Origin of the sequence: Halorhodospira sp. 9628, from assembly GCF_022228075.1 — a bacterium.
GTDB classification, from domain to species: domain Bacteria; phylum Pseudomonadota; class Gammaproteobacteria; order Nitrococcales; family Halorhodospiraceae; genus Halorhodospira; species Halorhodospira halophila_A.
The window spans coordinates 139,532-159,882 of record NZ_JAJNRF010000005.1; the positions used below are offsets into that span (position 1 = coordinate 139,532).

Genomic DNA, 20,351 nt, shown 5'->3' on the forward strand with positions numbered 1-20,351 from the left:
GAGCATGGCCATGACGGATTTGCGGCAGTCGATCCATGGAGAGTGGGGATCGCGGTGGGCCTTCATTCTGGCGGCAACCGGCTCCGCCGTGGGCCTGGGCAACATCTGGCGCTTCCCCTACGTCGTCGGTGAGTACGGCGGCGGCGCCTTCATCCTGATCTACCTGGCCTGCATCCTCGCCATCGGCATCCCGGTGATGATGGCCGAGATCCTCATCGGCCGCCGCGGCCGCCAGAGCCCCATCAACACCATGCGCGCCCTGCCCGCCGAGTACGGCGGCGGACGCTGGTGGCAGATCCTTGGCTGGCTGGGGGTCTGCGCCGGCTTCCTGGTGCTCTCCTTCTACTCGGTGGTGGCGGGCTGGTCGCTCGCCTACGTCCCCTACACCGCCACCGGCACCTTCACCGGCGCCGAGACCAGCCAGGTGGAGGAGGTGTTCGGCAACCTGCTGGCCAGCCCGTGGCAGATGCTCTTCTGGCACACCCTGTTCATGGGGGCCACCGCCTACATCGTCCTGCGCGGGGTGCAGAACGGCCTGGAGCGCGCGGTGCGCCTGCTCATGCCGATCCTCTTCCTGCTGCTGCTGGTGATGGTCGGTTACGGCATGGGCGCCGGGGCGTTCGTCGAGGCGATGGACTTCATGTTCTCGCCGGACTTCAGCGCCATCGGCGGCGATGCGGTGCTGGTGGCGATGGGCCAGGCCTTCTTCACCCTCAGCCTAGGGCTTGGCGCGATCATGGCCTACGGCTCGTATCTGTCCAAGCGCTCCTCGATCCCCGGCAACAGCGGGCTGATCGCCGGCGCCGACACGGTCATCGCGCTGCTCGCCGGTCTGGCCATCTTCCCCATCGTGCTGGCCGCCGGGCTCGATCCGGACAGTGGGCCGGGCCTGGTCTTCGTGACCCTCTCCTACGGCTTCGGGCAGATGCCGCTTGGCGCGCTGTTCGGCACGCTGTTCTTCCTGCTGCTCTCCTTCGCCGCGCTCACCTCGGCGATCTCCATCATGGAGCCGGCCACGGCCTACTTGGTGGAGACGCGCGGCTGGAGGCGGCCCAAGGCGGCCGCAGCGGTGGCTGCCGCGGCCTGGCTGGTGGGCATCGGCTCGCTGCTGGCATTCAACGTCTGGGCCGGGTTCACCATCGCCGGCCTGAACTTCCAGGAGCTGGCCGAGTACCTCTCCACCAGCATCATGCTGCCGCTCGGCGGCCTGCTGATGGCGGTGTTCGCCGGCTGGGTGCTGCCGCGCAGCGTCACCGGCGAGGAGCTAGCGCTGCCCGGGTGGCTGTACCGGACCTGGCTGGTGCTGGTGCGCTACATCGTGCCGGCAGCGATCCTGGTGGTCTTCGCCAACAGCCTCGGCCTGCTCGGCTAGCCCGCGGGCGCCGGAGCCGCGCTCCGCCGGGCCACGGGATGAACGGACACCGCGCGGCGCCTAGGCGCTGCCGCGGTGTCGCTCTTTCAGGCCCACGTAGTGGTTGGCGGAGTAGCGCAGGTGCTCGCGCTCGGCGTCGGTCAGCTCGCGCACCGGCTTGGCCGGATTACCCAGGTAGAGGTAGCCCCCGGGCAGCTCCTTGCCCGGCGGCACCAGGGCGCCGGCCCCGATGATGCTCTCGGCGCCGACCACGGCCCCATCGAGAATCACCGAGCCGATCCCCACCAGGCAATGATCACCCACACGGCAGGCGTGGATCACCGCCTTGTGGCCCACCGTCACCTCGGCACCGATCAGCGCCGGGAAGCCGCCGGGGCAGTAGGGACCGTCGTGGGCCACATGGACCACCGCGCCGTCCTGGATGTTGGTGCGCGCACCGACCTCGATGCGGTGGACGTCCCCGCGCAGGACGGCCGTGGGCCAGACCGAGACCTCCTCCTCGAGGGTCACGTCGCCGATGACCAGGGCCGTGGCATCGACCCAGGCCCCGGGACCGAGCTGCGGGCGGATGCCTCCGAATTCGCGGATCATGTCGGCTCCCGTTTGATTACAGGGTCACCAGTTCCTCGGCGCTGGTGGGGTGAATGGCCACCGTGTTGTCGAAATCGGCCTTGGTCGCCCCCATGCGCACCGCCACGGCGAAGCCCTGGAGCATCTCGTCGGCGCCCTCGCCGAAGAGGTGCACACCGACCACCCGCTGCTCGGCACCGACGGTCACCAGCTTCATGGCCGTGCGCCGCTTCACCGCCTGCGGCGCCAGCGCGTAGTTCATGGGGAAGAAGCGGGTCTGGTGGCAGGTGACCTGGTCGGCGCCGTAGGCGGCCTCGGCCTCCGGCTCGGTCATGCCCACGGTACCCAGCGGCGGGTGGGTGAAGACCACCGACGGAATATCCCGGTAATCCAGGCGGCTATCGCTCCGGCCGGCAAAGAGCCGATCGGCCAGGCGCCGCCCGGCGGCGATGGCCACCGGGGTGAGCGGGAAGTCGTTGCCGGTGACATCACCCACGGCCAGCACCGAATCCACCTCGGTGCGCTGGTAGTCGTCCACCGGGATGGTGCCGTCGGCCCGTGGGGTGATACCGGCACGCTCAAGACCCAGGCCGCCGGTGGCGGCATCGCGGCCGATGGCCCAGATGACGGTATCGACGCCCTCGATGCGCCGGCCGTCCTCGGCCACCAGGGTGTACCTGCCGTCCGCCTGGCGCTCGCAGGCGGCGGGGACGAAGTGGGTGCGCAGGTCGAAGCCGTCCACCTCCAGGCTCTCGGCCAGGGCCTCGCGCAGCAGCGGGTCGAAGCCGCGCAGGGGACCATCCCGACGCACGGTCAGCGTGGTCTCGGTGCCCAGGTGGTGCAGCACGCCGGCCAGCTCCACGGCGATGTAGCCGGCCCCGACGACCACGGCCCGACGGGGCTGCTCACGGAGTTGAAAGAAACCGTCGGAGTCGATGCCGTGCTCGGCCCCGGGGATCTCCGGCCGGCTCGGCCGCCCGCCGGGGGCGAGGAGGATGTAGCGCCCGTGCAGGGCTCGGCCGTCCACCTCGACGGTGTGGGCGTCACGCAGCTGCCCGGTGCCCCGGTAGAGCTCGATCCCGGCACGCTCGACGTTGGTGGCGTAGATCCCGTTGAGCCGCTCGACATAGGCGTCGCGGGCCCGGCACAGGGCCGCCCAGTCGAAGCCGGGGGCCTGCCCCAGGCTGAAGCCGAAGTCGGCGGCGCGCTCGAGCGCGGCGGCCGTCTCGCTGGCGTACCACATGACCTTCTTGGGCACGCAGCCGACATTGACGCAGGTGCCACCGAGCCGGTCGCGCTCGACCATGGCCACGCGGGCCCCGTGAGCCGCAGCGCGACGCGCCGTGGCCATGCCACCGCTGCCGCCACCGATGACGATCAGATCGTACTCGTCCGTCATGGACCCTCCTCGAAAACCGGCATCGGGCGAACCCCCCGCTCCCCCGGATCCGGTGCAGGGATCGTTCGCCGCACGCGTGCTAGAGTGTAACGCGTCCGCTGCTGAGGTGGTGATATGTCGCAAAACCCGCTGCTTGACGATCACTTGCTGCCGCCGTTTCCACGCATCCGCGCCGAGCATGTCGAGCCCGCTGTGGAGACCCTCATCGAGGGCAGCCGCGAGGCCCTCGAGACGGCCCTAGCAGCCGGCCCGCCCTACACTTGGGAGGGCCTGATGCTGCCCCTGGAGGAGGCCGACGACCGGCTGGCCCGGGTCTGGGCACCGGTCGCCCACCTGCACGCCGTGGCCGATTCGCCGGAGCTGCGCCAGGCCTACAACGCCGCCCTCCCGGCACTCAGCGCGCACTACGCCGAGCAGGGCCAGGATCCGCGGCTCTACCGGGCGATCCACGATCTCTCGGAACGCGCCGCTGCGCTGGGCCTGGATCCAGCGCAGCGCAAGGTGATCGCCGACACCCTGCGCGATCTGGAACTCGCCGGTGTGGGGCTCGAAGAGCCGGCACGCAGCCGGTTCCGGGCCAACGCACAGCGCCTGGCCGAGCTCGGTGCCCGCTTTCAAGAGAACGTGCTCGACGCCACCCAGGCCTGGCACCTGGACGTGGACGAGGCGGCACTGGCCGGATTGCCCGGCTCGGCCCGCTCCATGGCCCGCCAGGCGGCGACCGAGGCCGGCGTCAGTGGCTACCGCCTGACCCTGCAGATGCCCAGCGTGCTGGCCGTGCTACAGCACGCCGAGGACCGCGAACTGCGCCGCGAGGTCTACACCGCCCACGCCACACGGGCCTCCGACGCCGGCCCCCACGCCGGGCACTACGACAACACCCCGGTGATGGAGGAGATCCTGCGCCTGCGCGCCGAGCAGGCCGATCTGCTTGGCTACCCCAGCTACGCCCACCAGGCCCTGGCACGGCGCATGGCCGACTCCCCCGAGGAGGTGCACCGCTTCCTCACCGATCTGGCCGAGCGCGCCCGCCCACGCGCCCAGGACGAGTTCGACGAGCTGCAGCGCTTCGCCTACGAGCGCGACCGGATCGATCACCTGGAGGTCTGGGACGTCCCCTACTACAGCGAGCGGCTTCGCGAGGAGCGCTTCCAGCTCTCCGACGAGACGCTGCGCCCGTACTTCCCGGCCGAGCACGTTGTCGAGGGGCTGTTCACGATCGCCGAGCGGTTGTTCGGGGTCCGCTTCCGGCTCCGCAACGACGTCGAGAGCTGGCACCCGGATGTCCGCTATTACGAGCTGCTCGATGCCGACGGGGCCGCGCGCGGCGGCCTCTACGCCGACCTCTACGCACGCACGGGCAAGCGCAGCGGCGCCTGGATGGGCGAGTGCTGCAGCCGGCGCCGCCGCGGCGACGGCGTTCAGCCCCCGGTGGCCTTCCTGACCTGCAACTTCATGCCCACCGCCGAGGGTGAGCCAGCGCTGCTGACCCACGACGAGGTGGTCACCCTGTTCCACGAGTTCGGCCACACCCTGCACCACCTGCTCACCCGCCAAGACTGGCGCCCGGTGGCGGGGATCCACGGGGTCGAGTGGGATGCGGTCGAGCTGCCCAGCCAGCTGCTGGAGAATTGGTGCTGGGAACGCGAGGGGCTGGATCTGCTGGCCGCTCACCACCAGACCGGCGAGCCACTCCCGCAGCCACTGTTCGAACGGCTGCGGGCCTCCCGCGACTTCCAGGCCGGGCTGCAGATGCTCCGCCAACTGGAGTTCTCACTGTTCGATCTGGAACTCCACCAGCGCCGGGACGCCCCGGAGGCGGCCGGCATCCTGAGCACCCTTGAGGATGTCCGCCGGCGCGTGGCGGTGGTCCACCCGCCGGCCTGGCAGCGCTTCCCGCACAGCTTCGCGCACATCTTCGCCGGCGGGTACGCCGCCGGCTACTACAGCTACAAGTGGGCGGAGGTGCTCTCCGCGGACGCCTTCGAGCGCTTTCGCGAGGAGGGGCTGCTCGAGCGCAGCGTGGGCCAGTCGCTGGCCGAGAACATCCTGGAAATGGGCGGTGCGGCCCCGGCCCGGGAGCTGTTCCAGGGCTTCCGCGGCCGGCCGCCGAGCATCGAACCGCTGCTACGCCAGAGCGGACTCAGCGACGACCCGGCCCCCTCCCGCGGGTAATCCGCCGCCCGCCCCCGCCTATCCGGCGTCGGCGGGCCGGAGGCGATAGATCAGGTCGTGGACCTGGTGCCCCTTGCGCAGACCGCGCCGCTCGAACTTGGTCTGCGGGCGAGGCGGCGGGGGCGGGATGAAAGCCCGCGGGCCGCAGGTGTTCTCGAAGCGCTCGTCGGGCTCGACGGTATCGAGCATCCACTCGGCGTAGTCGGCCCAGTCAGTGGCCAGATGCAGGGTACCGCCGGGTACCAGCCGCTCGGCCAGCAGATCGAGGAAAGCCGGCTGGACGATCCGCCGCTTGTGGTGGCGCTTCTTCGGCCAAGGGTCGGGGAAGAAGATGTGCACCGCCGCCAGACTCCGCGGCGGGAGGTGGTGGCGGACCAGCTCCACGGCGTCCACGGTGGCCACGCGCAGGTTCTCCACTTGCGCTTGCTCGGCGCAAAGCAGGCAGTGGCCCACCCCCGGGCGGTGGACCTCGACGCCCAGATAGTCGCGCCCGGGATCGGCGGCAGCCATCTCCACCAGGGCCTCGCCGTCGCCGAAGCCGATATCCAGGACGCGTGGCGCCGTGCGGCCGAAGAGCCCGTCGAGGTCGAGAACGCCCTGCTCCGGCACATCGATGCCGAAGCCCGGCCACAGCTGCTCCAGCGCGCGCTGCTGCCCCTGCGTCAGGCGCCCCTCGCGACGGACGAAGGTGCGGGTCAGTCGCAGCTGGCTCACTCGAAGAAGGTCCCTTCCTCAGGCGACGACGCGGCAGCGTAACGCCGTTTCGGGATACGGCCGGCGCGGTAGGCCTCGCGGCCGGCCTCCACGCCCTTGCGCATGGCCGAGGCCATGAGCACCGGATCCCGCGCGCCGGCGATGGCGGTGTTGAGCAGCACGGCGTCACAGCCGAGCTCCATGGCGACGGCCACGTCGGAGGCGGTGCCCACGCCGGCGTCCACCAGGACCGGAACCTCCAGGCGGTCGACGATCTCCAGGATGTTGTAGCGGTTCTGGATGCCGAGCCCGGAGCCGATCGGCGCGGCCAGGGGCATCACGGCGACGCAGCCGATCTCCTCGAGCCGCTTGGCGGTGATCGGGTCGTCGCTGGTGTAGGCCATGACCTCGAAGCCCTCGGCCACCAGCTGCTCGGCGGCCTCGAGGGTTCCGGGGACGTCCGGGTAGAGGGTGCGCTCGTCGCCGATCACCTCCAGCTTGACCAGGTTGTGACCGTCGAGCAGCTCGCGGGCCAGGCGGCAGGTGCGCACCGCGTCCTTCACCGTATAGCAGCCGGCGGTGTTGGGCAGGATGGTGTAGCGATCCGGCGGCACGGCCTCGAGCAGGTTGGGCTCGTCCGGGTTCTGGCCGATGTTGCTGCGGCGCAGGGCGATGGTGACGATCTCGGCGCCACTTGCCTCGATGGCCGCACGGGCCTGCTCCATGTCGCGGTACTTGCCGGTACCGACCAGCAGGCGCGAGTGATACTCGCGCCCGGCGATGACCAGGGGATCGCGATCCGCCATCTGTGTCTTGAACTCCGTGCTTTGAGGGGAACCGGGTCAGCCGCCGCCGATGGCCTGGATGACCTCCATGCGGTCGCCATCAGCCAGCTGGTGATCACCGAGCTGGCTGCGGGGGACGATGGTCTCGTTAACCTCCACCGCCAGACGCTGCTGCTCGCTGACGCCGAGCCGCTGCAGAACATCGGCGCAGCTGGCGCCGGCGGGGAGGGTCATGCCCTCGCCGTTGACCTGGATCTGTATGCTGGTTGCTGTACTCATCGCGGATAGTCTAACGCGGTTGCGGCACTGCGGCACCGGTTGTCCTCGGCGCCGTGCAGCGCTATGATTTCACCTGTCCGCAGCGGGTGTAGCTCAATGGTAGAGCTCCAGCTTCCCACGCTGGCGATGTGGGTTCGATTCCCATCACCCGCTCCAATTCCTTCCCTGTCTTTGACCCGACAGCCCCGGGCTGCGTTCAGCCGGTCTCCGCCGCACGGCGGTCGATCAGATCGAGGTCCACGGCCAGGGCGCCGCGGTTGTGCAGCAGATCGGCCAGGGTGTAGCGATCCAGCACCGCCAGGAAGGCGTGCAGCGCCTCGTCGAGTACGGCGCGCACGGCGCAGTTGCCCTCGATCCGGCAGCGCTGATCCTCGTCCCGGAAGCACTCCACCAGGGTGAAGTCCTCCTCGGTGCGCCGCAGCAGCTCACCCAGGGCGATCGCCTCCGGCGGGCGGGCCAACCGGATCCCCCCACGCTTGCCGCGGACGGTCTCCACGAAGCCGTGGGCAGCCAGCCGGTTGACCACCTTCATCAGGTGGTTGCGCGAGATGTCAAAGCGCTCCGCGATCGCGCCAATGGTGACCAGCTCGCCCTGTGCCGCCCCAAGGGCGAGCAGGACCCGCAGGGCGTAGTCGCTGTGTCGGGTTAGACGCATGATCCGGCTCCGTTCGCTGCCCCGGACACTATAGCAGCGCCCGGGGCCATCCGGATCAGCCCAGGCCGACGATCAGCAGCGGCTCGCGGGTGATGCTGTAGAGGTAGAGGTAGCCGAAGACGGCGATGCCGCCGATGAACGCCGCCATGCGGATCTGCCGGGTGCGGCCTCGGCGCAGGGCGATCACCCCGAGGACGATGTAGGCGATCAGTCCGAGCAGCTTGACGGTGAGCCAGCCGTCGACGAAGGGGTACTGGGCGATCATCACCATCAGCACCACTGCCGTCAGCAGCAGCACGGTGTCGGCGACCTGCGGCGCCACCCGCAGGACCTTGTTCTCGAGCGCTGCAGAGCCACGGAACATCAGGATCCCCCGGGCGATAAACAGACCGAGACTGACCACGGCGGCCAGCGCGTGCGTCGACAGCAACACCTGGTGCATTCCTACCCCCTCGCGTCGTCCGTTTCGAAAAGAGGCTATTCTTCCTGCCGGTCGGGCCCGGCTGCAACCACGCACAACGCGCGCACCCCTTCGGTGCGCGCGCCGTCCGCTCCTGGTGCAGGCACGCCGCCGCGCGCGGGCGCGGCACCCGACCTCCCGCTTAACCCCTTGTTCCATCTAGCACGGCCCGACCTGGCACACCCCCTGCATGAGAACCCGGCGCGCGCCGCCCGTGGCGGTGGCCGCCCCTGACCCACGGATACAGCATAAGGTGCCCGACCATGAAAAAGCCTTTCCCGCTAGCCGCCGCCGGCGGCCTGCTCCTCGGCCTCTCCGCCAACGCCCAGGCCGAGGAGATCGGCGCCGGCTGGAGCCTCTCCTCCAACGTGGCGATCACCTCCAACTACCTCTTCCGCGGCTTCTCCGAGAGCGACGAGGAGCCGGCCGTCCAGGGTGGCTTCGACCTAGACCACGCCTCCGGGGCGTACGTCGGCACCTGGGCGTCGAGCTTGGGGCCTGACGCTGCTGCAGCTCTTGAGATGGACTACTACGGCGGCTTCGGCTTCGACCTGACCCCGGACATCTGGGGTGATGTTGGCCTGGTCTTTTACACCTACCCCGAGGACACCGACGATAACACCGTCGAGATCTACGCCGGAGCTGGCACCGCCTTCGGCGAGGTGGAGGCGGACTTCTACGCCCACATTTCGGATGACTACTTCGATTCCGACGAGAGCTCCGTCTATCTGGAGACCAACTGGATGACGCCGCTGGCCGCCGGCTTCTACGCCATGGCCCACCTCGGCTATCTGGTCATCGACTCCGACACCGATGCTGACGGCTTCGATGCCGCCCTGGGCGTCGGTTACGAGTACGGCACGCTCGATCTCAGCCTGGTGGGCACCTACAACAGCTCCGACGAGGCGGATGACGCCGACGAAGAGACCCAGGTGGCCTTCACCGTATCCCGCTCCTTCTAGCCGCACCCCCCTGCACCCGGGGGCGCCGGCCGGCGCCTCCGGTCGGGTTACCCCGCCCCGCCACGCTCCTCCAGCCCCCGCCGCAGCCCGACCGCCTCGGCCACGTGGCGCCCCTCGATGGGGTCGACCTCGTCGAGATCGGCCAGCGTCCGCGCCACCCGCAGCAGGCGGTGGTGCCCGCGCGGCGACAGGCCGATAACCTCGGTGGCCCGCTCCAGCGTCGCCTCGGCCTCTGGCACCAGTGCGCAGGCCGATTCGAGGGCCTCTCCGGCCAGTTCGGCAGCGATCACCCCGGAGCGCTGCCGCCGCCGCTCACGGGCCCGAGCCACCCGTTCGGCCACCACACCGCTCGGCTCGGCCGCCGGCGCGGCGGTCAGTTCCCGGGCACTGAGCCGCGGCACCTCCACGGCGATGTCGAAGCGATCCAGCAGGGGGCCGGTCATCCGGTCGCGGTAACGCGCCACCTGTTCCGGCGTACAGCGACACACCCCGCGCGGATCGCCGTGGTAGCCGCAGGGGCAGGGGTTCATCGCCGCGACCAGCTGGAACGCCGCCGGGTAGGTCACCCGGGCGTTGCTGCGGGCGATACTCACCTGCCGGGCCTGTAGGGGCTCGCGCAGCGCCTCCAGGGCGTTGCGCGGCAGCTCCGGGAATTCGTCGAGGAAGAGCACACCGCGGTGGGCCAGGGAGACCTCGCCGGGACGCGGCGGCTGCCCGCCACCGATCAGGGCGGCGGCGGAGACGGTGTGGTGCGGAGCGCGAAAGGCCGGCACCCGCCAGGTGGCCGGATCCACCCCCGCGCCGCTGACCGAGCGCACCGCGGCCGCCTCCAGCGCCTCGGCCTCCGGCAGCGGCGGCAGCAAACCCGGCAACCGCTCGGCGAGCATGCTCTTGCCGGTGCCCGGCGGCCCGCTGAGCAGCAGGTTGTGGCCGCCGGCGGCGGCCACCTCCAGCGCCCGGCGCGGTCCGGCCTGACCGCGGACCTCGGCCAGATCCGGACCCCGGGGCCGCTGCTCGGCCGCCGCTGCCGACCCCACCGGGGGCAGTGGATCACGGCCGTCCAGGTGGTCGAGGACCGCCAGCAGCCGCTGCGCGGCTATTGCCCCCTGCGGATGGACCAGGGCGGCCTCGGCGCCGTCGCCGACGGGGATGATCAGCCGCCGGCCGGCGTCGCGGGCGGCGCGGGCCGCCGGCAGGGTCGCACCCACCTCACGGAGCTCGCCGCCGAGGGCCAGCTCGCCGATGAACTCCAGCGAATCGAGCTCGCCGTGGACCTGCCCCGAGGCGGCCAGGACGCCGACGGCGATGGCTAGATCGAACCGGCCCCCGCCCTTGGGCAGGTCCGCGGGGGCCAGATTGACGGTGACGCGGCCGACGGGGAACTGCAGGCCGCTGTTGATGATGGCGCTGCGGACCCGGTCCCGGGCCTCGCGCACCTCGGCCCGCGGCAGGCCGACAAGTGAGAACGCAGGCAGCCCCGGCGCCAGGTGGACCTCCACCCGGACCTCGGGGGCCGACACGCCGAGCGCCGCCCGCGCCCGGGTTACAGCCAGTGCCATGGAACCCTCCCTGGTTCGTGGGGCACACGCGACGGTCAGCGGGGCATAGCGCCCCGCCGGTTAGCCGTCGCTGCCGCCGGCAGGACCGCCCGGGCCACCGCCCTGGGCCTTCTCCAGCTCGGCAACGCGGCGGTTGAGTTCCTCGAGCTGGGCCCGGGTCCGTGCCAGAACCTTGGCCTGGGCGTCGAACTCCTCGCGGGTCACCAGATCCAGCCGCGAGAAGCCGGCCTGCAGCGAGGCGCGGACGTTCTTCTCCACCTCGTCGTGGAACTCGCGCACGCCGGCCGGCAGGCTTGCCGTGAGCTTCTGCGCCAGTTCGTCGATGGTTTTCTGATCGATCATCGCCTTTCCAACCCTGTGGTCACGCACCGAAACCGTGCAGCGGCGCCATTTCCGCCCCCGACTGGTGCAGGGGTCACCGGGCCGCCGGTCTGTTCCCCCCGGTGTGGCGCGGTTTCGCCGTCGCCCCGGGGCCCTGGCACGCCTCCTGCAACATCCCTGATGACCGCAGCCGCATCCACTCGCCGCTGCGGCTCCGTACAACGCGTACAACGAGGACGACGCTCATGAAATTGGTAACGGCAATCATCAAGCCTTTCAAGCTCGATGACGTCCGCGAAGCGCTCTCCGCCATCGGGGTCCAAGGTATCACGGTCACCGAGGTGAAGGGCTTCGGGCGTCAGAAGGGACACACCGAACTCTACCGCGGTGCCGAGTACGTGGTCGACTTCCTGCCCAAGATGAAGCTGGAGATCGCCATCGACGACAGTCTAGTGGACCGCGCCTGTGACGCCATCCGCCAGGCCGCGAACAGCGGCAAGATCGGCGACGGCAAGATCTTCGTCTTCGACGTCGAGCAGGCCATCCGCATCCGCACCGGCGATACCGGCACGGACGCGCTGTAACCGGCCCGCCCCCACTCAACGCAGAGGACCTGAACCATGGAAGACGTAGTCGAACTTGCCTACGCCCTCGATACTTTCTACTTCCTGCTCTCGGGCGCACTGGTCATGTGGATGGCCGCCGGGTTCACCATGCTCGAGGCCGGGATGGTGCGCGCCAAGAACACCACGGAGATCCTGACCAAGAACATCGGGCTCTACTCCATCGCCGTGATCATGTACATGCTCATCGGCTGGAACCTGATGTACGAGAGTTCGGGCAGTCTGCTGCCCACCTTCAGCTTCCTGCTGCCTGCCAGCGAGCCGGTCACCGCCGAGATGGCGCGCAGCGGCGAGGCGACGGAGTCCTACTTCTCGGACTTCTTCTTCCAGGTGGTCTTCGTGGCCACGGCCATGTCCATCGTCTCGGGTGCCGTGGCCGAGCGGATGAAGCTCTGGTCCTTCCTGATCTTCGCCGTGGTGCTCACTGGCTTCATCTACCCGATCCAGGGGCTGTGGAGCTGGGGCGGCGGCTTCCTCGACCAGATGGGGTTCTCGGACTTCGCCGGCTCGGCCATCGTCCACATGGCGGGTGCCTCGGCAGCCCTGGCCGGTGTCCTGGTCCTGGGTGCGCGTAAGGGCAAGTACGGCCCCCGCGGCGAGGTGCGGGCCATCCCCGGCGCCAACCTGCCCCTGGCTACCCTGGGCACCTTCATCCTCTGGCTTGGCTGGTTCGGGTTCAACGGCGGCTCGGAGCTGTCGGTCTCGTCGGCGGGTGCGGCCAACGCGGTGGCGACGATCTTCATGAACACCAACCTGGCCGCCGCCGGCGGTGTCGTCGCCGCCCTGCTTCTGGCCCGCGCCCTGTTTGGCAAGGCCGACCTGACCATGGCCCTCAACGGCGCCATCGCCGGTCTGGTCTCGATCACCGCCGGGCCGGACACTCCCTCGCCCCTGCTCGCCGCGATCATCGGCGGGGTCGGCGGCGTCCTGGTGGTCTTCTCCATCGTCGCCCTCGACAAGCTGAAGATCGACGACCCGGTGGGCGCGATCTCGGCCCACGGCACGGCCGGCATCTGGGGTATCCTGGCGGTGCTGCTCTCCAACCCGGACGCCACCTTCGGCGCCCAGATCGCCGGGATCCTGTCCATCTTCACCTTCGTCTTCCTGGCCAGCCTGGTGGTCTGGCTGATCCTGCGCTTCACCCTGGGCATCCGTGCCAAAGAGGAAGACGAGCAGAAGGGCATGGACGTGACCGAGTGCGGGATGGAGGCCTACCCGGACTTCACCGCCGGTCGCAAATAGGGCAACCGATCCTCTCCTCCTCTCCCGAACGGGAGACCTTGCGGGCGCTTCGGCGCCCGCTTTTCTTTGCTACGGGGGTAGACGGAACCGCTATCCTGTACGCTGCGTGCCAGCATCCAAGTCCCCGTTCCGAGGAGAAAAACCATGCATTCCAAGTGGATCCCGTGGACCTGCGCCGTCGCCGCCGTGGCCGGCGCCTCGGTCGCCAGCGCCGCCGACCACCGGCCGATCACCCTCTCCAGCGTCCCGGTAATCGGCACCGACAACACCGAGCTCTTCGGCCACGCGGCCTATGAGTTCGGGCGCGAGGCTCGTGTCCAGGTCCCGGGTCCCGGCAACGAGAATAGCGACTACGACACCCTGCGCCTCGGCCCGCTGGGCTTCCGCTACGGGCTCACCGACGACTTCGAGTACGGCGCCTACTTCAGCTTCGTCAGCAACTCCGACGACGACGACGGCGCCCCGGAGGATTCCGGCCTGGAGGGGATTACCGGCTTCGCCAAGCTCCAGCTCAACCGGCACTTCGCCCTGGAACTCGGCGCCCGCGCCGGCGGGGCCGACGACGTGGCCCCCTACCCCAACGACGGCCTGGACTTCTACGTGAACCTGCCCATGCAGCGCGACCTGGGTCCGGGGCTGGTCTACGGCGAGTTGGGCTACACCATCCAGGATGAGGACGTCGGCGGCACCTACGCCAGCTGGGGCATTGGCTACGCCCACCCCCTGGATACCGGCACCAACCTCAACTTCGAGCTGCGCGGCGACGAGAACCCCACCGGTTCCAACCACATGGACCTGATTGTCGGCGCCGGGCTGCAGGTCGAGCAGCTCCACCTGCGCCCCTACGTCGGTCTGGGGCTCTACGACGCCAGCCCCGATGTCTCCTTTGGCATCGGCGCCAGCCTGCCGCTCTAGGGCGTCGGCTTGGCTGCCGAGCCACGCCTGACGGTCCGCGATCTGCGCTGCGCGGTGGCGGCCTGGCCACGGCTGGCGGTGCCGGCCGGGGGCTGCGCCGCCCTCGCCGGCCCCTCCGGCTCGGGCAAGAGCCGGCTGCTGCGCGCCATCGCCGACCTCGACCCCAATGACGGCGCGGTGCACCTGGACGGCAGCCCGCGGGACGCCTACACCGGCCACGCGTGGCGTCGCCGGGTCATCTACCTGGCCGCCGACTGCGCCTGGTGGGCCGAGACCGTGGGCGAGCACCTGGCCGCCGTGGAGAGCGATACCCTGGCCGAACTCGGCTTCGATGCCGACGTGGCGCAGTGGTCGGTGCGGCGGCTGTCCACCGGCGAGCGCAGCCGCCTGGGCCTGGCCCGGGCGGTGGCCCTGCAGCCACGGGTGCTGCTCCTCGATGAGCCCACCGCCAACCTGGATACGGCCACCACCGAGGCCGTGGAGCGGGTAATCGGTGAGCAGCGCCGGCGCGGGCTGGCCATCGTCTGGGTCACCCACGACCCGGAGCAGGTCCGCCGCCTGGACGCCCACCGCTTTACCATCCGCGACGGAATCGCCGAGGAGGGGGCGCCGTGACCCAGGAACTGATCCGCCTCGAACCGCTGGATCTGGTCATCGCCGGCGTCCTGGTGGTGGCCCTGGCCGGGTTCTCGTGGGCCGGGCGCCTGGGGGTGGAGCGCTCACTGCTGATCGCCGCAGCACGCACGGTGATCCAGCTACTGCTCGTCGGCCTGGTCCTGGAGACGCTCTTCGCCCACGCCACGCTCTACTGGGTGGCGCTGATGGGCGTGGTCATGCTGCTGGTCGCCGGCTATGAGGTGATGGCCCGGCAGAAGCGGCGCTTCGCCGGTTTCTGGGGTTTCGGCCTGGGCACGGCGGCGATGTTCCTGTCTTCGTTCAGCGTGGCGGTGCTGGCGCTGATCGCCCTGGTGCAACCGCAGCCCTGGTATCAGCCGCAGTACGCTATCCCGCTGCTGGGCATGCTGCTGGGCAACACCATGAACGGCATCGCCCTGTCGGTGGACCGACTGACCGACGGCGCCTGGCAGCAGCGCGACGTCATCGAGGCCCGGCTCGCGCTCGGGGAGCCGTGGGGCGTGGCAGTGGAACAGATCCGCCGCGACGCCATGCGCTCGGGGATGATCCCGATGATCAACGCCATGGCGGCGGCGGGGATCGTCAGCCTGCCCGGCATGATGACCGGTCAGATCCTGGCCGGGGCACCACCGATGGAGGCGGTGAAGTACCAGATCCTGATCATGTTCCTGATCACCGTCGGTACAGGCTTCGGCACCCTGGCAGCAGTCTGGTTCGCCGCCCGGCGGCTGTTCGACGAGCGCGAACGCCTGCGCCTGGACCGCCTGCGGTAGGCGCCCGCCGCCGGGCGCCTGCCGCAGGGGCGGCGGGCCTACTTGAGCAGTTCCGGCACCGCCAGGGCGGCCCGGTGGATGTCGGCATTGTAGTAGCGAGTCTCGAAGGGCTTCTCCTCCGAGTCGGCCTCGCGGAAGTTGCGCGGGTCACCGCCGTTGACCATCAGCGTGGCGGACCACCAGCCCGAGGGGTAACTGGGCACCGGGAAGGTCAGCGTGTGCACGCCGTCGAAGCCGGCCTCGCCGGCGGCGCGGTGCAACGGGGCGATGACCGAATCGCGGTGGAGCAGCGGTGACTCGCTCTGCTGCACCACGATCCCCCCGGGCCCCAGGGCGCTGCGCACGTCGCTGAGGAACTCCCGCGTGAACAGGCCCGCCGCCGGACCGACCGGATCGGTGCTGTCGACGATGACCACATCCAACGACTCGGGCTCGGCCTCGCGGATCCAGCGCAGGCCGTCGGTGAAGCGCAACTCGGCGCGCTCGTCGTCGTTGGCGACGCACAGGTCCGGGAAGTGGGTCTCGGCGACCCGGGTCACCCGCTCGTCGAGCTCCACCTGCAGGGCGTGCTCGACCCCGGGGTGGCGCAGCACCTCGCGCAGGATGCCGCAGTCACCGCCGCCGACAATGGCCACGCGCCGCGGCTCGCGGTGGGCGAAGAGCGCCGGGTGGGCCATCATCTCGTGGTACAGGAACTCGTCGCGCTCGGTGAGCATGACGCAGCCGTCGAGGACCAGCAGCCGCCCCCAACGCCGGGTCCGGTAGACCTCGATGTGCTGATACTCGCTCTGCTCCTCGTGGACCCTGTCATCGATGGCCAGGGAGAAGGCCACGCCCTCGTCCTCGACCGCTTCAGTAAACCATCCCTCGCGCATCGCGCCTCCGCCAGTGGGGTTGTAGTTCGGCTCCGCTCGCTGCGGATGCGCGAATGTTACCATCCCGGGGCAGTGTGGCGCGTTGCGCCGCAGTCTCTCCGCCACAGCCGCAGACGGGCCGATGAGCGACGACTGGAGCAACCGACCCGGCCGCGAGGTCTACAACGTCCCGCGCTGGAGCGAGGGGTACTTCGACATCTCGGCGGCGGGGCGGCTGCAGGTCCGCCCCCACCGCGGGCGTGGTCCGGCCGTTGATCTGCGCCGGATCGTCGCCGACCTGCCCGATCAGGGCGTATCGCCGCCGGTGCTGATCCGCTTCCCGGCGATCCTGCGCGACCGCGTTGACGCCCTCTGCGCCGCCTTTGGCGAGGCGATGGCCGAGGCCGGCTACCGGGGCGCGTACCGGCCCGTCTACCCGGTCAAGGTCAATCAGCAACGCTCGGTGATCCAGGAGATCGTTGGCGACGGCGAGCGCGTCGGGCTGGAGGCCGGCAGTAAACCGGAGCTGATGGCGGTACTGGCACTGGCGCCCGCCGGAGGCACGGTGATCTGCAACGGCTACAAGGATCCGGAGTACGTCCGCCTGGCGCTGCGCGGACTGCAGCTGGGCCTGCAGGTCCACCTGGTCTTGGAGAAGCGCTCCGAGGCGCGGCTGATCATCCGCGAGGCGCGCCGGCTCGGCGTCGCGCCGCGGCTCGGTCTGCGCGTGCGCTTGGCCTCCATGGGGGCCGGCAAGTGGCAGAACACCGGCGGCGAGCGCTCCAAGTTCGGCCTGACCGCCGCCGACGCCCTGGCCGTGGTGGAGGAGCTGCACGAGGCCGCGCTCCTTGAGCACCTGGAGTTGCTCCACTTTCACCTGGGCTCACAGATCGCCAATGTCCACGACATCCGCGCCGGCCTCTCCGAGGGGGCGCGCTTCTACACCGAGTTGCGCCGCCTGGGGGCACCGGTAAACAAGGTGGATGTCGGCGGCGGCCTGGGGGTGGACTACGAGGGCACCCGCTCGCGCGCGTTCTGCTCGATGAACTACAGCATCACCGAGTACGCCCACAACGTGGTGGCCGCCCTCAAAGCGGCCTGCGACGAGGCCGGGCTGCCCCACCCGACCCTGATCACCGAGAGCGGCCGCGCCATGACCGCCCACCACGCGGTGCTGGTCACGCCGGTGATCGATACCGACAGCCGCGAGGCCGACCCCCCGGAGCCACCCCCGGCGGACGCCCCCAAGGTGCTGCGCGAGCTCTACCGCACCTTGGAGGAACACGCCCAACGGCCGGCCACCGAGGCGTACCACGACGCCTGCCACTACCTGCAGGAGGCACGGGGGCTCTACCTCCACGGCGTCCTCGACCTGCCCCAGCGGGCGTACGCCGAGCGCTGCTACCAGGCCATCGGCATGCGCCTGCGCGGCCGACTCAACCCGGGCCGCCCGCATCAGCGGGAGGTGCTCGACGCCCTCAACGAGGGGCTCGCCGACAAGCTGTTCGCCAATTTCTCGGTATTCCAGTCGATCCCCGACGTCTGGGCCATCGACCAGATCTTTCCCATCGTGCCGCTGTCCGGGCTGGACCGGCCAACCAGCCGGCGCGGTGTGGTCCAGGATCTGACCTGCGACTCCGACGGCACGGTCTCGCTCTACGTGGATGGCGATGGGGTAGAGGGCACCCTCCCGCTGCCCGAGCCGGAGCCCGGCGAGCCCCTCTGGCTGGGCATCTTCCTGGTCGGCGCCTACCAGGAGATCCTCGGCGACCGGCACAACCTCTTCGGCGCCACCGACTCCGTGAACGTGGAGGTGGACGAGCATGGCCACCGGTTCGTGACGGCCAGCCGCGGCGACAGCATCGGCGGCGTGCTGCGCTCGGTGGGCTTTGATGAGCGCGAGCTCAGCGGCGCCTACCGGCGCCGCATCGCCGCCGCTGACCTGGATGACGCGGCCCGCCGCGCCTGCCTGGCCGATCTGGAGGCCGGGCTGCTCGGCGGTACCTATCTGGAAGGCCCCTGAGCGCCGCGGCGCAGGGGCACGGACAAGGAGGCAACGGCATGAAGGCAGGGGTCATCGGTCTGGGCGCGATGGGCAGCGGCTTGGCGGCCAATCTGGCCCGAAGCGGACAGCTGGCGGCGGTGTGGAACCGTACCCGCGAGAAGGCCGAGGCCTTCGCCGGCGAGCACGGCGTGGCCCTGGCCGACGAGCCGGCCACGGTGGCCACCGCGGCGGACGTGACCTTTATCAGCGTCGACGCCGACGCCGACCTGCTGGAGGTCCTGGACGCTTTGGTGGACGCCCTGGAACCGGGCAAGGTAGTGGTCGACACCTCCACCGTGGCACCGGATACGGCACGACTCGCCGCCGAGCGCATCGCTCCGAGCGGTGCGGCGTTCCTCGACGCCCCGGTCTCCGGCGGGCCGGAGGGCGCCCGCCAGGGAACCATGGTGATGATGGTCGGCGGCGACACGGCGGTGCTCGAGCGCATCCACCCGGTGCTCGAGCCGATCTGCAGCGCCGCCCACGCCATGGGACCGGTCGGGGCCGGGCAGGCGACCAAGGCGGTGAATCAGATCATGGTCGCCGGCATCATGCAGGGGGTGGCCTCGGCCCTGGCCTACGGCAAGGGACAGGGGCTCGATCTGCAGCAGGTGATCGAGGTGCTCGGCGCCGGGGCGGCCAGCAACTGGCAGCTGCTGCAGCGCGGGCCGAACATGGTCGAGGACCGTTTCCCGCCGGGTTTCCGGCTGGCCCTGCACCGCAAGGATCTGGGCATCGTCCGCGACGTGCTGGCCGCCCAGGGCATCGAGCTGGATCTGATCGAGCGGACCCTGGCCGACTACGACCGCCTGATCGAGCAGGGGCACGGGGACGAGGACATCTCGGCGCTCTATCGGCTGCGCAGGGGCGACCTGGGCACCGACTGAGCGCCGGCCCCCGGGCGGCTTACCCCCGGGGGCCACAACCCCGGCGTTCAGCCGAGCGTGCGCAGGCGACGGCTGCTGCGCTCGCCCATCTCCGGCAGGCCGCGCAGCAGCAGCCAGAAGACCAGCGCCGGATAGGTCAGCAGGAGGCCAACCACGGCCCAGGCGATGCGCGGAACCGCCCGCTTCTCGATGACCACGATGGCCGCGAGGAAGCACAGCACGCCCAGGTAGTAGGCGGCCAGCACCACCTGCACCCAGGGGCTGAGGATCAGGGCCTCTAGCTCCGTGACCACCGCGGCCGGGTCGGCGAGCACATCGGCGGTGTAGAGCGTGTAGCCGAGAAAGCCCAGGCACGCAACGGTGGCGAGCAACAGGATGCTGCGCAACACAATCATGAAATCCCTCCTCCGGAAAAAGAACGGGGCGCCCGACCCGCCGCCGAGAGCCCCGGCATCAGACCGCTCAACCCTGAAATCTGGACTCTGAACCCTGAAAACTAACCATCCTGCCGCAGCATCAGCGGCTGGATGTCGTTGTCCTCCATGCGCGTGCGCGCCTCTTCAAGCCGGTCGCTGTCGTCGAACGGGCCGACCCGGACCCGATGCCACTCCTCGCCTTCATCCAGCTCAACGGTGTGGATCTGCGCCGGCAGGCCCACCAGGGCCAGGGTGGCACGCATGCTCTCGGCGTCGTCGTGGCGCCGGAAGGAGCCGGCCTGCAGGAGGTAGCTGCGCCCCTCCTCGAAGGTCGCGGCCCGGGAGATCGCCTCCTCCTCTTCATCTTCGGTGCGACGTTCGTCGGCCCGGCCCAGGTCCTCCTCGGGGACGGTGACCTCGTCCTGCATCAGCAGCTCGTAGAAGTCGTAGCTGCGCTCGTCCTCGTCCGCCGTGGGCGCCTCCTCCGGCTCGGGCTCGACCTCGGCAGCCGGGTCCACCGGGGCGGCGTCCTCCCGACCCTGCTGGTACTGCACGAACAGCAGCGCGACCGCCCCAAGCACTCCCCCGAGCAGCAGCCAAACGAAGCCGGGCACGGCGCGCCGCTCGGTCCGCCGCGCCTGGGCCCCACCGCCGCGGCTGCGGGCGGAGGCGCGCGACTTGCTGCGCGAGGGGCTCCGGGACTTCGTACTCCGCTGGGCCATAATCCGTCG

22 protein-coding genes and 1 tRNA gene are annotated in these 20,351 nt (G+C 70.3%); 11 read left to right on the plus strand and 12 right to left on the minus strand.

Annotated features, from left to right (window positions below):
• The first annotated feature begins 10 nt into the window (after window positions 1-10).
• Window positions 11-1,372: a sodium-dependent transporter gene (locus tag LRG10_RS07185; protein WP_201243102.1), complete on the plus strand. Its 1,362-nt coding sequence runs from the start codon at window positions 11-13 to the stop codon at window positions 1,370-1,372.
• A 60-nt stretch (window positions 1,373-1,432) separates the two neighbouring features.
• On the opposite strand, the gene LRG10_RS07190 is transcribed toward LRG10_RS07185, so the two are convergent.
• Complete coding sequence (locus tag LRG10_RS07190; protein ID WP_201242679.1) at window positions 1,433-1,963, minus strand: gamma carbonic anhydrase family protein; 531 nt, start codon at window positions 1,961-1,963, stop codon at window positions 1,433-1,435.
• A gap of 16 nt (window positions 1,964-1,979) precedes the next feature.
• Complete coding sequence (gene gorA / locus LRG10_RS07195; RefSeq protein ID WP_238635040.1) at window positions 1,980-3,341, minus strand: glutathione-disulfide reductase; 1,362 nt, start codon at window positions 3,339-3,341, stop codon at window positions 1,980-1,982.
• Between the two features lie 114 nt (window positions 3,342-3,455).
• Between gorA and LRG10_RS07200 the strand changes: the two genes are divergently transcribed.
• Window positions 3,456-5,516 carry a M3 family metallopeptidase gene (locus tag LRG10_RS07200; RefSeq protein WP_238635041.1) on the plus strand — a complete coding sequence of 687 codons (2,061 nt, stop codon included), beginning with the start codon at window positions 3,456-3,458 and terminating at the stop codon, window positions 5,514-5,516.
• Between the two features lie 18 nt (window positions 5,517-5,534).
• On the opposite strand, the gene trmB is transcribed toward LRG10_RS07200, so the two are convergent.
• From trmB to thiS, 3 genes are read right to left on the minus strand one after another with little or no spacing between them, the layout of a single operon-like run.
• Window positions 5,535-6,230, minus strand: coding sequence for a tRNA (guanosine(46)-N7)-methyltransferase TrmB (gene trmB, locus LRG10_RS07205; protein ID WP_201242683.1), 696 nt, complete (start codon window positions 6,228-6,230; stop codon window positions 5,535-5,537).
• Window positions 6,227-7,015 (minus strand): thiazole synthase, encoded by a 789-nt coding sequence (locus tag LRG10_RS07210; protein WP_201173561.1) that lies wholly within the window; start codon window positions 7,013-7,015, stop codon window positions 6,227-6,229. Before LRG10_RS07210 ends, trmB begins: the two co-directional genes overlap by 4 nt.
• Window positions 7,016-7,051: 36 nt before the next feature.
• Window positions 7,052-7,255: a sulfur carrier protein ThiS gene (gene thiS, locus LRG10_RS07215; protein WP_238635060.1), complete on the minus strand. Its 204-nt coding sequence runs from the start codon at window positions 7,253-7,255 to the stop codon at window positions 7,052-7,054.
• Between the two features lie 100 nt (window positions 7,256-7,355).
• Between thiS and LRG10_RS07220 the strand changes: the two genes are divergently transcribed.
• Window positions 7,356-7,429 (plus strand) — tRNA-Gly (locus LRG10_RS07220).
• 40 nt (window positions 7,430-7,469) lie between these two features.
• Here the strand turns inward: LRG10_RS07220 and LRG10_RS07225 are convergent.
• On the minus strand, window positions 7,470-7,928 hold the full coding sequence (locus tag LRG10_RS07225) for an Rrf2 family transcriptional regulator (protein ID WP_201173565.1): 459 nt from the start codon (window positions 7,926-7,928) through the stop codon (window positions 7,470-7,472).
• A 55-nt stretch (window positions 7,929-7,983) separates the two neighbouring features.
• On the minus strand, window positions 7,984-8,370 hold the full coding sequence (locus LRG10_RS07230; protein WP_201173568.1) for a SirB2 family protein: 387 nt from the start codon (window positions 8,368-8,370) through the stop codon (window positions 7,984-7,986).
• A 281-nt stretch (window positions 8,371-8,651) separates the two neighbouring features.
• Between LRG10_RS07230 and LRG10_RS07235 the strand changes: the two genes are divergently transcribed.
• The gene (locus LRG10_RS07235) at window positions 8,652-9,350 is read left to right on the plus strand and encodes a TorF family putative porin (protein WP_238635042.1); all 699 of its coding nucleotides are present in this window, start codon (window positions 8,652-8,654) and stop codon (window positions 9,348-9,350) included.
• A 47-nt stretch (window positions 9,351-9,397) separates the two neighbouring features.
• Here LRG10_RS07235 and LRG10_RS07240 read toward each other — a convergent pair whose 3' ends face one another.
• Together LRG10_RS07240 and LRG10_RS07245 are read right to left on the minus strand one after the other, a co-directional pair.
• A complete protein-coding gene (locus LRG10_RS07240; RefSeq protein WP_238635043.1) occupies window positions 9,398-10,909 on the minus strand; it encodes a YifB family Mg chelatase-like AAA ATPase in 1,512 nt (503 codons plus the stop codon).
• Window positions 10,910-10,969: 60 nt separating this feature from the next.
• Complete coding sequence (locus LRG10_RS07245) at window positions 10,970-11,251, minus strand: accessory factor UbiK family protein (protein WP_201170300.1); 282 nt, start codon at window positions 11,249-11,251, stop codon at window positions 10,970-10,972.
• Window positions 11,252-11,475: 224 nt separating this feature from the next.
• On the opposite strand from LRG10_RS07245, the gene LRG10_RS07250 reads away from it, so the two are divergent.
• From LRG10_RS07250 to fetB, 5 genes are all read left to right on the plus strand, one after another.
• A complete protein-coding gene (locus LRG10_RS07250) occupies window positions 11,476-11,814 on the plus strand; it encodes a P-II family nitrogen regulator (protein WP_201170298.1) in 339 nt (112 codons plus the stop codon).
• A gap of 111 nt (window positions 11,815-11,925) precedes the next feature.
• A complete protein-coding gene (locus LRG10_RS07255) occupies window positions 11,926-13,095 on the plus strand; it encodes an ammonium transporter (protein WP_370645245.1) in 1,170 nt (389 codons plus the stop codon).
• Window positions 13,096-13,239: 144 nt separating this feature from the next.
• The gene (locus LRG10_RS07260) at window positions 13,240-14,010 is read left to right on the plus strand and encodes a hypothetical protein (RefSeq protein WP_238635044.1); all 771 of its coding nucleotides are present in this window, start codon (window positions 13,240-13,242) and stop codon (window positions 14,008-14,010) included.
• Between the two features lie 9 nt (window positions 14,011-14,019).
• Window positions 14,020-14,625, plus strand: a complete 606-nt coding sequence (locus LRG10_RS07265; RefSeq protein ID WP_238635045.1) for an ATP-binding cassette domain-containing protein — start codon at window positions 14,020-14,022, stop codon at window positions 14,623-14,625.
• Window positions 14,622-15,419, plus strand: a complete 798-nt coding sequence (fetB, locus tag LRG10_RS07270) for an iron export ABC transporter permease subunit FetB (RefSeq protein WP_201170290.1) — start codon at window positions 14,622-14,624, stop codon at window positions 15,417-15,419. The genes LRG10_RS07265 and fetB overlap by 4 nt, the downstream gene beginning before the upstream one ends.
• 38 nt (window positions 15,420-15,457) lie before the next feature.
• Here fetB and speE read toward each other — a convergent pair whose 3' ends face one another.
• A complete protein-coding gene (gene speE / locus LRG10_RS07275) occupies window positions 15,458-16,294 on the minus strand; it encodes a polyamine aminopropyltransferase (RefSeq protein ID WP_238633390.1) in 837 nt (278 codons plus the stop codon).
• A 121-nt stretch (window positions 16,295-16,415) separates the two neighbouring features.
• On the opposite strand from speE, the gene speA reads away from it, so the two are divergent.
• On the plus strand, window positions 16,416-18,296 hold the full coding sequence (gene speA, locus LRG10_RS07280) for a biosynthetic arginine decarboxylase (protein ID WP_238635046.1): 1,881 nt from the start codon (window positions 16,416-16,418) through the stop codon (window positions 18,294-18,296).
• A gap of 38 nt (window positions 18,297-18,334) precedes the next feature.
• Entirely contained in the window at window positions 18,335-19,204 is an 870-nt protein-coding gene (locus tag LRG10_RS07285; protein ID WP_201170285.1) for an NAD(P)-dependent oxidoreductase, read from the plus strand.
• A gap of 47 nt (window positions 19,205-19,251) precedes the next feature.
• Here LRG10_RS07285 and LRG10_RS07290 read toward each other — a convergent pair whose 3' ends face one another.
• Both LRG10_RS07290 and LRG10_RS07295 read right to left on the minus strand, forming a co-directional pair.
• Window positions 19,252-19,599 carry a hypothetical protein gene (locus LRG10_RS07290; protein ID WP_201170283.1) on the minus strand — a complete coding sequence of 116 codons (348 nt, stop codon included), beginning with the start codon at window positions 19,597-19,599 and terminating at the stop codon, window positions 19,252-19,254.
• Between the two features lie 101 nt (window positions 19,600-19,700).
• Window positions 19,701-20,342 carry an SPOR domain-containing protein gene (locus LRG10_RS07295; RefSeq protein ID WP_201242119.1) on the minus strand — a complete coding sequence of 214 codons (642 nt, stop codon included), beginning with the start codon at window positions 20,340-20,342 and terminating at the stop codon, window positions 19,701-19,703.
• Between the last annotated feature and the right edge of the window lie 9 nt (window positions 20,343-20,351).

What these genes read in the sequence shown, in the direction of transcription:
- LRG10_RS07295 (WP_201242119.1), bottom strand. Translation starts at nt 20,342, where the DNA reads ATGGCCCAGCGGAGTACGAAGTCCCGGAGCCCCTCGCGCAGCAAGTCG.
- LRG10_RS07250 (WP_201170298.1), top strand. Translation starts at nt 11,476, where the DNA reads ATGAAATTGGTAACGGCAATCATCAAGCCTTTCAAGCTCGATGACGTC.
- speE (WP_238633390.1), bottom strand. Translation starts at nt 16,294, where the DNA reads ATGCGCGAGGGATGGTTTACTGAAGCGGTCGAGGACGAGGGCGTGGCC.
- LRG10_RS07260 (WP_238635044.1), top strand. Translation starts at nt 13,240, where the DNA reads ATGCATTCCAAGTGGATCCCGTGGACCTGCGCCGTCGCCGCCGTGGCC.
- LRG10_RS07290 (WP_201170283.1), bottom strand. Translation starts at nt 19,599, where the DNA reads ATGATTGTGTTGCGCAGCATCCTGTTGCTCGCCACCGTTGCGTGCCTG.
- LRG10_RS07210 (WP_201173561.1), bottom strand. Translation starts at nt 7,015, where the DNA reads ATGGCGGATCGCGATCCCCTGGTCATCGCCGGGCGCGAGTATCACTCG.
- LRG10_RS07245 (WP_201170300.1), bottom strand. Translation starts at nt 11,251, where the DNA reads ATGATCGATCAGAAAACCATCGACGAACTGGCGCAGAAGCTCACGGCA.
- LRG10_RS07255 (WP_370645245.1), top strand. Translation starts at nt 11,926, where the DNA reads ATGGCCGCCGGGTTCACCATGCTCGAGGCCGGGATGGTGCGCGCCAAG.
- LRG10_RS07285 (WP_201170285.1), top strand. Translation starts at nt 18,335, where the DNA reads ATGAAGGCAGGGGTCATCGGTCTGGGCGCGATGGGCAGCGGCTTGGCG.
- LRG10_RS07225 (WP_201173565.1), bottom strand. Translation starts at nt 7,928, where the DNA reads ATGCGTCTAACCCGACACAGCGACTACGCCCTGCGGGTCCTGCTCGCC.
- LRG10_RS07200 (WP_238635041.1), top strand. Translation starts at nt 3,456, where the DNA reads ATGTCGCAAAACCCGCTGCTTGACGATCACTTGCTGCCGCCGTTTCCA.
- gorA (WP_238635040.1), bottom strand. Translation starts at nt 3,341, where the DNA reads ATGACGGACGAGTACGATCTGATCGTCATCGGTGGCGGCAGCGGTGGC.
- speA (WP_238635046.1), top strand. Translation starts at nt 16,416, where the DNA reads ATGAGCGACGACTGGAGCAACCGACCCGGCCGCGAGGTCTACAACGTC.
- LRG10_RS07190 (WP_201242679.1), bottom strand. Translation starts at nt 1,963, where the DNA reads ATGATCCGCGAATTCGGAGGCATCCGCCCGCAGCTCGGTCCCGGGGCC.
- LRG10_RS07230 (WP_201173568.1), bottom strand. Translation starts at nt 8,370, where the DNA reads ATGCACCAGGTGTTGCTGTCGACGCACGCGCTGGCCGCCGTGGTCAGT.
- LRG10_RS07240 (WP_238635043.1), bottom strand. Translation starts at nt 10,909, where the DNA reads ATGGCACTGGCTGTAACCCGGGCGCGGGCGGCGCTCGGCGTGTCGGCC.
- LRG10_RS07235 (WP_238635042.1), top strand. Translation starts at nt 8,652, where the DNA reads ATGAAAAAGCCTTTCCCGCTAGCCGCCGCCGGCGGCCTGCTCCTCGGC.
- LRG10_RS07185 (WP_201243102.1), top strand. Translation starts at nt 11, where the DNA reads ATGACGGATTTGCGGCAGTCGATCCATGGAGAGTGGGGATCGCGGTGG.